Annotated in this window: 11 protein-coding genes and 1 pseudogene; 10 read left to right on the forward strand and 2 right to left on the reverse strand. The window is 68.1% G+C overall.

The features are described 5' to 3' along the window. The first annotated feature begins 132 nt into the window (after nt 1-132). The 10 genes from CV103_RS10380 (at nt 133) to CV103_RS10425 (ending at nt 10,781) form a co-directional block, all read left to right on the forward strand. Entirely contained in the window at nt 133-1,113 is a 981-nt protein-coding gene (locus CV103_RS10380) for an alpha/beta hydrolase (RefSeq protein WP_107394863.1), read from the forward strand. Continuing rightward, nucleotides 1,110-1,583, forward strand: coding sequence for an RNA pyrophosphohydrolase (locus CV103_RS10385; protein ID WP_107394864.1), 474 nt, complete (start codon nt 1,110-1,112; stop codon nt 1,581-1,583). The genes CV103_RS10380 and CV103_RS10385 overlap by 4 nt, the downstream gene beginning before the upstream one ends. A gap of 39 nt (nt 1,584-1,622) precedes the next feature. Next, complete coding sequence (locus tag CV103_RS10390) at nt 1,623-2,666, forward strand: DUF481 domain-containing protein (protein ID WP_107394865.1); 1,044 nt, start codon at nt 1,623-1,625, stop codon at nt 2,664-2,666. Between the two features lie 16 nt (nt 2,667-2,682). Next, entirely contained in the window at nt 2,683-3,693 is a 1,011-nt protein-coding gene (locus CV103_RS10395; protein ID WP_107394866.1) for an aldo/keto reductase, read from the forward strand. A 64-nt stretch (nt 3,694-3,757) separates the two neighbouring features. Continuing rightward, nucleotides 3,758-4,540 carry a hypothetical protein gene (locus CV103_RS10400; RefSeq protein ID WP_107394867.1) on the forward strand — a complete coding sequence of 261 codons (783 nt, stop codon included), beginning with the start codon at nt 3,758-3,760 and terminating at the stop codon, nt 4,538-4,540. Nucleotides 4,541-4,807: 267 nt separating this feature from the next. Next, the gene (locus tag CV103_RS10405; protein WP_107394868.1) at nt 4,808-5,755 is read left to right on the forward strand and encodes a DUF7065 domain-containing protein; all 948 of its coding nucleotides are present in this window, start codon (nt 4,808-4,810) and stop codon (nt 5,753-5,755) included. Beyond that, nucleotides 5,752-7,056 carry a phosphotransferase family protein gene (locus CV103_RS10410; protein WP_107394869.1) on the forward strand — a complete coding sequence of 435 codons (1,305 nt, stop codon included), beginning with the start codon at nt 5,752-5,754 and terminating at the stop codon, nt 7,054-7,056. Before CV103_RS10405 ends, CV103_RS10410 begins: the two co-directional genes overlap by 4 nt. Beyond that, on the forward strand, nt 7,053-7,802 hold the full coding sequence (locus CV103_RS10415; protein WP_170112609.1) for a tyrosine-protein phosphatase: 750 nt from the start codon (nt 7,053-7,055) through the stop codon (nt 7,800-7,802). Before CV103_RS10410 ends, CV103_RS10415 begins: the two co-directional genes overlap by 4 nt. 145 nt (nt 7,803-7,947) lie before the next feature. Then, the gene (locus CV103_RS10420; protein WP_107394870.1) at nt 7,948-8,547 is read left to right on the forward strand and encodes a TetR/AcrR family transcriptional regulator; all 600 of its coding nucleotides are present in this window, start codon (nt 7,948-7,950) and stop codon (nt 8,545-8,547) included. Nucleotides 8,548-8,585: 38 nt separating this feature from the next. After that, nucleotides 8,586-10,781, forward strand: coding sequence for a TonB-dependent receptor (locus CV103_RS10425; protein ID WP_107394871.1), 2,196 nt, complete (start codon nt 8,586-8,588; stop codon nt 10,779-10,781). Nucleotides 10,782-10,814: 33 nt separating this feature from the next. On the opposite strand, the gene CV103_RS10430 is transcribed toward CV103_RS10425, so the two are convergent. Both CV103_RS10430 and CV103_RS10435 read right to left on the reverse strand, forming a co-directional pair. Further along, nucleotides 10,815-11,783: a glucokinase gene (locus CV103_RS10430; RefSeq protein ID WP_070933538.1), complete on the reverse strand. Its 969-nt coding sequence runs from the start codon at nt 11,781-11,783 to the stop codon at nt 10,815-10,817. Between the two features lie 2 nt (nt 11,784-11,785). Further along, nucleotides 11,786-11,969, reverse strand: a pseudogene (locus tag CV103_RS10435) (phosphogluconate dehydratase); the annotation flags it as partial.

The following is an 11,969-nucleotide window of genomic DNA, read 5'->3' on the forward strand; positions in this document are numbered from 1 at the left end:
AAAGGCGCCGACCGGCTCGACCGGGGCCGCCGCCGCCGCTAAACCGGGCGAAACCAGCCAGCCGAAGGAGATAGCGCGCGCATGACAGGGCCATCCGTTCCCCCCGCCCGTCGCCCGGCGAAAGCGGACCGCGTGCCCGAGCGGCCGCCGGTGCGGCCCGACGTGCGGGCGATGCTGGACTATATCGCCACCGCCCCCATCCCCAGGCTGCACGAGATGGCGCCGGCCGACGCGCGCGAGCTGATGAAGACGGGGCGCGACCTGATCGACCTGCCCGTGGGCGAACTGGCGGTGAAGCGGGATTTCGCCATCCCCGGCCCGCATGGCGCGGATATCCCCGCCCGCCTGTATGACGCGCGGGCGACGCGCGCGCCGGGACCGCTGATGATCTTCTTCCACGGCGGCGGCTTCGTGCTGGGAAGCCTGGACAGCCATGATCCGCTGTGCGCGGAGATCGCCCGCGCGCTCGACATGCCGGTGATCGCGGTGGATTACCGGCTGGCGCCCGAGCATCCCTGGCCCGCCGCCCCCGACGATGCCGAGGCGGCCGCCCGGTGGATCGCCGCCAACCCGCCCGAAACCGGCCGGATCGCCACCGGGCTGGTGCTAGCCGGCGACAGCGCCGGCGGCACGCTGACGATCGTGACCACGCTGGCGCTGCGCGACGCGCCCGCCGCCGTGCCGGTGCTGGCGCAGTGGCCGATCTATCCGGCGGCGGACCCCGGCGGCCGATATTATTCCTACCGCGACTTCAGCGACGGCTATTATCTGGATTCCGCGCTGCTGACCTGGTTCCACGAAAGCTATGGCGCCGATCTGGCGCACTGGCGCGCCTCCCCGATCAAGGCCGACCATGCCGGCACGCCACCGACGCTGGTGGTGACGGCGGGGCTCGATCCGCTGCGCGATTCCGGCCGGGCCTATGCGGCGGCGCTGGTGCAGGCGGGTGTGCCGACCGTCTATCGCGAGGCCAGGGGCAATATCCACGGGTTCATGAACATGCGCAGGGCCATCCCTTCCTCGCAAGACGACCTCGCCGGCTGCCTCGCGGCGCTGGCGGCGATCGTCGCCGAGGCGGAAGCAGGGCGCGCGATGCTGGAGAAAGCGGCGTGAAGGAAAACGACCTCCCCTATCGCGATGCGGCGGCGGTGATGCTGCTGAACGGGGACAATAAGGTGTTCGTGGCGCTCAGGATCGATAATGCCGCCGAGGCCTGGCAGATGCCGCAGGGCGGGCTGGAGGAGGGCGAGGACCCCGAGGCCGGCATGCTGCGCGAGTTGGAGGAGGAAACCGGCATCCGCCCCGATCTGGTGCGGGTGATCGCCCGCGCCCGGCGCACCCTGTTCTACGACCTGCCGGAGGATCTGGTGGGCAAGGTGTGGAAGGGCAAATATCGTGGCCAGCGCCAGCACTGGTTCCTCGCGCGTTTCCTCGGCACCGACGCCGACGTGAACCTGGAAACCGCCGAACCCGAATTTCGCGGCTGGCGGTGGGCGGAACCGGCCGAGCTGCCGCGCATCATCGTGCCGTTCAAGCGCCGTCTCTATGAAGATGTGCTAGAAGAATTCGCCGACCACCTTTGACATTATCGTGACGCTTCACGGCCCGATGGAAGGACCGCGATGACCCCTGTTCTCGCTTTTGTATTGCTTGCCCAGGCCGGCCAGCCACCGCTGATCGCGCCCCACCCGCCCGTGATGGCCGCCGATCCCATGGAGCCGGCGCCCGAGCCGCTGGCGCCGATCCTGGATATCCCGCCGGCGCCCCAGCGGCCCCTGCCCCTGCCCCGGATCGACGTCGCCCGCCCGACCGAGCTTCCGCCAGCGGTGCGCGCCATGCTGGACGCGGCGATCGCCAGCGGCGACGCCCAGGCGGTGACGACGGTGACGAAGCTCGCCAAGCAGGCCACCCCGTGGGGGGCGCGCCAGGCCGAAGGGCTGAAGGACGGTTTCGACAAGGATCAGGCCGACAAGAAGGCGCTGGCCGAACGGCAGCGGCAGGAACGGATCAAATCCGCCAGCTTCTTCGATAATTGGGGGGGCGAAGTGGAGATCGGCGCCGCCCGGTCCACCGGCAACACCCGATCGCTGGGCCTCTACCTCGCCGCCAAGGGCGAGCGCGAGGGGCTGCAGGTGCGCCATCGCTTCAACGCGCGCGCCGACGTGCAGGAAACCAACAACGTCACCACCACCGAACGCGTGATCGCCGCCTACCAGCCGAATTTCAAGTTCGATGACAGGCTCTACGCCTATGGCCTTGCCCAATATGAGCATGACCGGTTCCTCGGCTATGACAGCCGCTACACGCTGGGCGGCGGGATCGGCTACACGCTGTTCACCGGCCCCAAGCTGAAGGTGGACCTGGAAGGCGGCCCGGCGGTGCGATACAGCAACTATATCGAGGAGCCTGACAAGACGACCGTGGCGGGCCGCGCATCCGTGGCGCTGCGCTGGCAGATCGCGCCGACCGCCAGCCTGACGCAGGATGCGGCCCTGTTCATGGAAGCGGGCAACACCAACGCCAGCACCACGTTGGCTCTGGACACCAAGCTGTTCGGCCCGCTGAAGACGCGGATATCCTATAACGTGCAATATGAACGCGATGCGCCGGCGGGCCGCGATCCCGTGGACACGCTGACCCGCGCCACATTGGTCTACAGCTTCTGAGGATGGACCCCCGCCCATGACGCTTCCCACACGCCGCATCGGCCCCTTCACCGTTTCCGCCATCGGCCTGGGCTGCATGAACCTGAGCCACGGCTACGAACCTTTTCCGGCGGAGGAGGATGCGGCGCGGCTGCTGAACCGGGCGCTGGACCTGGGCGTGACCTTCCTCGACACCGCCGCCATCTATGGCGACGGCGCGAACGAACGGCTGATCGGCAAGGCGGTGATGCATCGCCGACACGAATTCACGCTGGCCAGCAAGTGCGGGCTGGGCGTCCATGACGGCAAGCGCGGGCTGGACGGGCGGCCGGAAGCGGTCGCATCCACGCTGGATGGGGCGCTGGCCCGGCTCGGCACCGACCATATCGACCTTTATTATCTCCACCGGCTGGACCGGAACGTGCCGATCGAGGATTCGGTCGGCGCCCTGGTCCGCGCGAAGGAAGCCGGCAAGATCGGTGCGATCGGCCTTTCGGAAATGTCCGCCGCCACCATCCGCCGGGCGCATGCCGTCCATCCGATCGCCGCGATCCAGACCGAATATTCGCCCTGGGTGCGCAACCCCGAAGTGGCGGTGCTGGATGCGTGCCGCGAACTGGGGATCGGCTTCGTCGCCTTCTCGCCGGTCGCGCGCGGCTTCCTGGCAGGGGCGGTCCGCGACGATCGCTATTCGGGCAGCGACATCCGGGCGGTGATGCCCCGGTTCCTGGAACCGCAGCTTTCGCACAATCTGGCGCTGTTCGATCGGTTCCGCGCCGTGGCGCAAGCGGCCGGACGCACGCCCGCCCAGCTTGCGATCGGCTGGGTGCTGGCGCGCGGCGAGAATATCGTGCCCATACCCGGCACCCGCAGCATCGCCCATCTGGAGGAGGATGTGGCCGCAGCGGGCATCGCCATCGATCCCGCCGCGCTGGCGGCGGTGGATGCCATCTTCACCCCCGGCGCGGTCGCCGGCCGCCGCTATCCGCCGGCGATGCAGGCGCAGGTGGATACCGAGCTGCTGCCCGAGGAATTCGAGGACGCCTGAGGCGCGCGGTCACGGCGACAGGCCCGATTGCGGCTGGCATCCGGCTCCTGTAGGCGAACGGCCAATGCCCCCGGCGTCCTATCAGCCTTCATCCTATCGAAACGAGGCGCCGCTCCACCGCCGGGCCGGCGCCCTTTTCGTGGCGATCGCGGCCAACGTGCTGCTGGTTGTGATGCTGATCCGCATCGCGGCCATGCCGCCGTCGGAGCCGACCGAGCCCACGAAGCCGCTGACGGTGGAATTGCTGCCGGATACATCCACCTCCTCCACGCCGTCGAAGGCGGCCGAGAAGAAGAGATCGGCCGAGGCGGCATCGCAACGATCGCGGGCGCCCAGGGCGGTGCCCGTGCCGACGCCCACCCAGCCGCCGCCGGCCCAGGCGCTCGGCCCGCTCAAGATGCTGATCCTGACGCCCGAGGAGTTCGCGGCGTCTGACATATCCAAGCTGCCGTCGCACACCGAGGGCCGCGCCACCGCCGATGCCAGCACGGCCGGCAGCGGTGCCGGGCAGGACAGCAGCTCCGACGGGCCGGGTTCCGGCCCCAATGGCGAGCGGCTCTACAATGCCGAATGGTATCGCCCGCCGACCAATGCGGAGCTCAATTATTATCTGCCCGCCAATGCGCCGCGCGTGGGCACGGGCCTGATCGCCTGCCGGACGGCGCCCAATTATCGCGTAGAGGATTGCCGCGAGATCGCGGATGCGCCGCCGGGCTCGGGCCTGGCCCGCGCGATCCGCCAGGCGGCCTGGCAATTCCGCGTGCTGCCGCCACGGATCGGCGGGCGGCCGATGGTGGGCGCCTGGGTGCGGATCAGGATCGATTTTACCGAGCGCGGCGCGAACTGATCGGCCGGAAAGGGAAAGGGAGGCCGCCGACCCGACGACCTCCCGATGCGACCCTGCGGGTATTCTTGCCTGAGGGTATTCTTGCTTGAGTCCACATAATAATATGATCAGGACGGATTGACAGTTAATTACCGTTAAATCCCCTCCGAAGCCGCATAATGCGTGGCCGTGGGCGATCCCGCCGGGCCGGGCGGGCCCGCGCCAAGTTGGCCCTTGCCTTCGCGCCTCATGTTTTTTAGTCCATACGGACGATAAAAGGAGGGTGCGGTGGCGATTCTGGGCGAAGAGGACAGGCTCCACCCGTCGGGCACGGACGATAGCTGGTTCGAATCCTGGTGGTTCGCCTTCTACGTGCCCGAGCGACGGCTATCGGTTTACATCTATCCCTGGTTCCGCCCGAACCTTGGGATATGCGGCGGCGGCGTGTTCGCCTGGGACGATCGCGGCTCCCTGCCCTGGACGATGCTGCACCACGACTATCTCTGGAGCCGGCGCTTCGACGGCTGGGATGCGATGGCCGAGGGCGGCCGGATCGCCATGCCGCAGGGCGTGACCATCGACGTGATCGAGGGCGGCCGCGCCTATCGCATCCGATACGATCATCCGGGCCTGGCCTTCGACGTCCGCTTCGAAGCCACGGCGGCCGTGGAGGCCACCAGCGCATCGACCACCGAAGAGAGCATCTTCAAGGGCCATATCGATCAGCCGGGCCGCTATACGGGCTGGGTGCGCACCGGCGGCGAGACGCTGGCGGTGGATTGCCATTGCGTGCGCGACCGGAGCTGGGGGCCGCGCCGCGACGACGTGACCGGCATGCATATCGGCTATTTCCACGCCACCGCATCCGCGGACGACGCCTTCCTGATGGTGACGCATGCCGGCGCCGATCCTGAGAGCTTCTCCCTGCTTTCGGGCTATCTGATCCGCGACGGCGCGCATTCGCTGCTGGCCGAAGGCAGCGCCCGGATCACGCGCGGCGACGATCTTTCACCTGAAAGCTGCGTCATCGAAGCCACGGACCGGCGGGGCCGCCGGCTGGAGGCGCGCGGCCGCGCGATCACCCGCATGGCGGTGCAGGTGCAGCGGGGCATGTTCAACTGGTCCAGCTTCGCCGAATGGAATTTCGGCGAGGCCACGGCCTATGGCGAGCTGCAGGATACCTGGCACCCGGACGGATATCGCGCCTTCGCCCGCGAACGGGGAGCCGCGGCGTGACCGGCGTCGTCGATGAAGAGGCCCTCGACGCCAGCCTGCGCGCGTGGATCGAGGCGACGACCGGCAGCGGCATTACCGCGATCCAGCGGGTGAGCGGCGGCGCCTTCCGCACGAGCTGCCGGGTGGACCTGGATGGCGCGCCCGGCGCCGCCTTCCTGAAGATCGACCTGGGATCGGCCCCGCGCACCCCCTTCGACCTGCGCCGCGAGCATGAGCTGCTGACCCGGCTGGACGGGCGCGCCCGTGCGCCGCGCACGATCGGCTGGCACGAAGGCGCGACCGCGATGGCGATGCACTGCCTGCCGGGCGAGGCGCGCTGGGCGGAGATCGCCGACGAGGCCCATCGCGACCGCATCGAACGATCCTTCGCCGAGGCACTGGTGGAATGCCATGCGGTGGACATCGCCTCCCTCGCGCTGAATCACCTGCCGCCGGGCCTGACGATCGGCGAGGCGATCCGCCGGGAACTGGACATGTGGGAGGAGCTGCTCGACGCCAATGTCGCCGATCCCGATCCGCTGACCCTGTTCGCCTTCCGCTGGCTGCGCCACCGCCTGCCGGCGGACGACCGTCCCGCCGTGCTGGTGCAGGGCGATGCCGGCCCCGGCAACTTCCTGTTCGATGCTGAGCGCGTGACCGGGCTGGTCGACTGGGAGATGACGCATCTCGGCCATCCGCTGGAGGATCTGGGCTGCGTGCTGGCCCGATCGCTGGTGCAGCCGATGGCGAGCGCGGAGCGGCTGCTGTCGCTCTATCGCGCGGCATCGGGCCGAGACTGGACGATGGACGAGCTGCTCTATCCCACCATCCTGGTGATGGCGCGGTTCAGCGTGCCGATCGCGCTGGCGCTGGAAAGCCGCCATACCGGCATGGATTTCGGCCTGACCAATGGATATTTTCGCCTGTCCCAGATATCGCTGATCCGGCTGATCGCCCGCGCCGAGGGGCTGACGCTGGACGAGACGCCACCCGCATCCGGGCCGCGTCCCGCGATCGGCTTCGAATTCGATTATCTGCGCGACGTGCTGGGCACGATCGTGCGGCCGGCGATCGACGATCCCTATGTGCAATATCGGCTGGACGGGGCGATCGGCCTGATCGGCTATCTGCGCGCGGCGCTCGCCGACGATACGGCCGGCCCGCGCGGCGACCGCGATGAGCTGCGCGCGCTCTATGCCGACCGGATCGCCGAGGGCGACATCGCCACGACGCTGCAGGAATTCCTCGCCGAGGCGCTGTGGCGCGAGACGCTGATGAAGGACATGCTGGGGCCGCTCCATGGCGGGCGCGTGAAACTGTGACGCAGCCGGAGGCCGACGCGCTTCTCGCCGCCATCCGGGCCCACGCCCCCAATTTCCGGCCGCTGGGCGAAGGGTTGATCGCGCCCGGCCTGCTCTATCGATCGGGCGAGCTGGCCAGCCTGGACGGCCATGCCTGGACAGCGATGGAGCGGATCGGCATCCGCACCCTCATCGATCTGCGCGGCCCCATGGAAATCGAGGCGATGCCGGTCCGGCCCCCGGCCGCGATGCGGCTCGTCTCCGTCCCGCTTCATCCCGGCCAGGGCGCCGGGACCGGCGCCGGCGCCATCGACAATACCGCCGCCGCGCAACGGATCGGCAATGCCTATCGCCATCTGGTCCAGGCATATGGGCGGGATATCGCCGGCATCCTCCATTTGCTGGCGGGGGAGGATGCGCTGCCGGCCGTGCTGTTCTGCACCGCCGGCAAGGACCGGACGGGAATCGTCTCCGCGCTGCTGCTGGCGGCGATCGGGGCGGACAGCGCCGCCATCCATGCGGACTATGCCATCACCAATGCGATGCTGAGCGGGCCGGCCCGCCAGCGCGTGTGGGACATGAGCACCCGGCTTGCGACCTTCGACATGCCGGCCGGCCCGATCGTCGATGCCATGCTGGCGGCGGACCCCGCCTATCTTGAGGCCGCGTTCGACGCCATCGCCCCCCTGCCCGTCTTTTTCGAACGCAGCGGCCTGGACGGCGCCGCGATCGATCGGCTGCAGAACCGCCTGTTACCGCCCGCCTGAATCTTTTTCGTCCATCTGGATTGAAATATTGACTTTATCGTCCGAATGGATGATAAAAATCACATGGCGTCTTTCATCACCCCCGATCAGCCGTTTAGGAGCGGATCGACGGCGCAGCCCGCCCGTCGAATCGGGGAGGTGCCGGATGCCCAAGATTGTCGACCATGACGAACAGCGCCGGATCATCGCGGCGGCCGCCGTCCGCTGGATCGCCAGCCACGGGCTGGAAACCCTGTCCCAGCGCAACGTCGCGGCGCTCAGCGGGCGATCCAAGGGCAATGTGCAGCATTATTTCCCGGACAAGGCCTCGCTCATGTTCGGCGCGCTGCGCTGGATCTCCGGCGAGCGGGCGGAACGCGAGCGGCCCCGGCCGGGCGATCCGCAGGCGGACGATCCCTTCGCCACGCTCAGCCGCCGCCTCTATGCCGTGCTGCCCACGGACGAGCAGCGCGCGGACGAATGGCGCGTGCGCCTGTCGCTCTACGTCTATGCGCACAACGATCCCGACATGCAGGCCTATCTGGCCGAGCATGGCCGCGAGCTTGCCGAGCGCGGCGTCACCGATGTCCGCGCCTGTCAGGAAAAGGGGGAGATCCGTGCCGATCTGGACCCTGCGCTCACCTATCAGCGGCTCTCGGCCGCCGTATCCGGCATCGCCGTGGCGGCGCTGGCCAATGGCGGCGAGCTGGGGCCGGACGACCAGAAAGCGATGCTGGCCGAAATATTGAAATCGATCGCAGCCTGAGGGGGCGCCAGACCCTCCGGGCAAAAGGGAGGGGAAAAATGAAGATCCGGGTTATCGCGGCTTTGCTGGGCTGTTCATCCTCATTCTGCGCCATCGCCCAGGCGCAGGAAGAAGCGCCGCCGCCGGGCGGCCTCGCCGATATCGTCGTCACCGCGCAGAAGCGGGAGGAGAATCTGCAGGAGGTGCCGATCTCCATCGTATCGATGGGATCGGAACGGCTGACCGACCTCAATGTCGATCGCTTCACCGATATCGGCTTCACCGTGCCGGCGCTGCGCCTGAGCCAGCATCCGACGACGCCCTTTTCCACCCGCCTGTTCATCCGCGGCATCGGCAACAACGATGCGCAGGTGACGCAGGACCCGGCGGTGGGCGTCTATGTCGACGGCGTCTATATCGCGCGCTCCACCGGCCTCGCCTTCGACTTCGGCGATGCCGAGCGGGTCGAGGTGCTGCGCGGGCCGCAGGGCACGCTATACGGCCGCAACACCACCGGCGGCGCGATCAACATCGTCACCCGCCGGCCGAGCGGCGAGCTGAAGGCCACGGCCGAATTCGGTTACGGCACCAAGGATTATATCCGGGCGCTGGGGCGGATCGACCTGCCCGAATTCGGCGGCATCGCCACCAGCATAACCGCGCTCTACGCGGAACGGGACGGGCTGGTGAAGAATGTGGGCGCGGGCCGCGATTTCGGCGAGAATGATCGCTGGGGCGTGCGCTTCGTGGCGGCGGCCGACCTGTCGGACAATGTGGACGCCTTCTTCGCCTACGACCATTCGCTGGAGCATAACACGCCCTTTTACTATCAGGCCGAGGACGTGGCGGCAGGCCCGCCCTTTTATTATGACAGCTTCATCCCGGTGGCGACCAAGCGGGTGAAGCGGGCGACGCTCGCGGCACCGGTGGAACAGAGCCGGCTGCGCACCGACGGCCTTGCCTTCACGCTGACATGGAAGCCATCGGATGGGCTGACGGTGAAATCGATCACCGGCTATCGCGATTTCAACGCCAGCGTCTATGCCGATTTCTCCGGCAATCCGGTGGCGACCCTGTTCCGCACCAACCGGCAGGATACCGACCACCACCAATTCAGCCAGGAGCTGCAGCTGCTGGGCACGGCGTTCGGCGACCGGCTGGAATATATCCTCGGCGGCTACGTCTTCTCCGAGCAGGCGGACCAGACCGAGGATTATGACGCCGGCGCCTTCGTCATCAGCAACCGCTACATCTACGCCAGGAACAGGGCGCAGGCGCTGTTCGCCAATGCGACCTGGGCGTTCGACGACCGGCTGAAGCTGACGGTGGGCGGCCGATATTCCTGGGATCAGCGCCGCGCGACCAAGGACAATGTGGATTTCACGCTCCCCGATCCCGATACGGGGTTGCCGCCCTTCGCCTTCATCGGCCAGGGCGACCGGCATTTCTCCAAGTTCAACCCTTCGGCCAACATCTCCTGGCAGCCGATCGACGACCTCAACCTCTATGCCAAGATCGTCACCGGCTATCGCGCCGGCGGCTTCGGCACAGGGGCCGCGACGAAGGCGGATTTCGAGCGCGGGTTCGACGAGGAAAACCTCACCTCCTACGAAGCCGGGATCAAATGGCAGGGCTGGGACAGGCGCCTGCAGTTCAACAGCGCCTTCTTCTATTCCCGCTACAAGGACATATTGATCGATCTGGCGGTGCTGGGCGCGCCGCAGTTTGTCGCCAGCTTCAATGCCGGCCGCGCGCGCATCTACGGCATGGAAGCCGATATCAGCCTGCTGCCCATGGAAAGCCTGCGGCTGGACCTGAGCTATGCCTATCTCAACGCAAAATATACCGAGGTGATCGATCCGCAGACCGGCGCGGACGTGACCGACCTGTTCAAATTCCCCAACGCGCCGAAGAACAGCTTCAGCATCACGGCGGACCAGCGGCTGGCCTATGTCGGCGGCGATGCGCCGCTGCACCTGATCCTGAACTATGCCTGGCAGGACAAGGTCGTCACCACCGCGCCCTATATCGAGCGGCCGGGCGCGCGCATCGGCGCCTATGGCCTGCTGAACGCGCGGCTGGAGGTGAAGCGGCTGCCGCTCGGCTCCGCCAATGTCGATCTGGCGCTGTGGGGCCGGAACCTGACCGACAAGGCCTATGTGATCGATGCCGTCGGCAGCTTCCCCTGGTCCACCAACATGAAGGCCTATGGCGAGCCGCTGACGGCGGGCGTGGAAGCCCGGCTGCATTTCTGAGCCGGGCGCTGCGGCGCCCGCCGCCGGCGATATCTACCGGTTCGCCTCCTGATAGGCGGCGGCGGCGCCCAGCAGGCCGGGATCGGGGTGGACGGCAAGGCGGATGGGGAATTCGGCCATGCGCTGCGCGAACCGCCCCTTCGCCCGGAAGCGATCGTTGAACAGCGGCCCGGCCAGCCGATCGCGGATGCGGTTGGCGAGGCCGCCGGTGACGACCACGGCATTGGCGCCATGGGCGAGCGCCAGATCGCCCGCGACCGATCCGAAGGCCATGATGAAATGATCGAGCGCCTGCGCGGCCAGCTTGTCCGTGCCTTCGATGGCGGCCGCCCATAGTGTCGCATCGTCGCCCGGCACGATCGAATGGGCGCCGACGAAGGCCAGGGTCTCGTGGATCTCGCCCAGGCCGGGGCCGGAGACGACACGCTCGGTGGAAACGCGGCGATGGCGCTGGCGGAGGCGACGGAGCAACTTCTCCTCGAAATCGTCGAGCGCCGCGAAATCGAGATGGCCGCCCTCCGTCGCCAGCACGATCCGCCGGCCCTGCCAGCGCAGAAGCTGCGCCACGCCCAGCCCCGTGCCCGGCCCGATCACGGTGGTGACGCCATTTTCCGGCATCGGCCCTTCCGGCCCGCCGATATGGACGAGCTCCTCATCCTCCAGCACGGCGACGGCGGCGGCCATGGCGGCGAAATCGTTGATCAGCAGCGGATCGCCGGCCAGCCCGAGATCGCGGCCCAGCGTGGCGGGCTGGAGCGTCCAGCCATTGTTGGTGAAGCGGATCAGCTCCCCATCCACCGGCCCGGCGATGGCGATGCAGGCGGCCCGAGGCAGATCGCCGCCGCTGTCGCGGCCGAAGGCGGCCCAGGCATCGGCCAGGCTGGCATGGTTGGCCGTCTTATATTTGCGCACTTCCTCCAGCACGGGGCGCCCGTCATCCCGAAGGTGCGCGATGGCGAAACGCGCGTGGGTGCCCCCAACGTCAACAGCAACGATACGCATGTTTAAAGTCCGGCCTCGTGAAGCATGGCGGAGGCGCCTTGTTCGGCGCCGTCGGCGGAGTGGCGCATGAAGGCGAAGAGTTCGCGGCCGGTGCCTGGCTGGGCACGGGGCGGGGCGGCTTCGGGGCGGGATGCCCATTCGGCCTCGTCGACCAGCGCCTGCAGCGTGCCGGTGGCGGCGCAGACG

Source organism: Edaphosphingomonas fennica (genome assembly GCF_003034225.1).
Taxonomy (GTDB): Bacteria; Pseudomonadota; Alphaproteobacteria; order Sphingomonadales; family Sphingomonadaceae; genus Sphingomonas_E; species Sphingomonas_E fennica.

Bases quoted from the DNA above. Each gene is read 5' to 3' on its own strand.
- CV103_RS10425 (WP_107394871.1), top strand. From the start codon at position 8,586: ATGAAGATCCGGGTTATCGCGGCTTTGCTGGGCTGTTCATCCTCATTC.
- CV103_RS10420 (WP_107394870.1), top strand. From the start codon at position 7,948: ATGCCCAAGATTGTCGACCATGACGAACAGCGCCGGATCATCGCGGCG.
- CV103_RS10390 (WP_107394865.1), top strand. From the start codon at position 1,623: ATGACCCCTGTTCTCGCTTTTGTATTGCTTGCCCAGGCCGGCCAGCCA.
- CV103_RS10400 (WP_107394867.1), top strand. From the start codon at position 3,758: ATGCCCCCGGCGTCCTATCAGCCTTCATCCTATCGAAACGAGGCGCCG.
- CV103_RS10395 (WP_107394866.1), top strand. From the start codon at position 2,683: ATGACGCTTCCCACACGCCGCATCGGCCCCTTCACCGTTTCCGCCATC.
- CV103_RS10430 (WP_070933538.1), bottom strand. From the start codon at position 11,783: ATGCGTATCGTTGCTGTTGACGTTGGGGGCACCCACGCGCGTTTCGCC.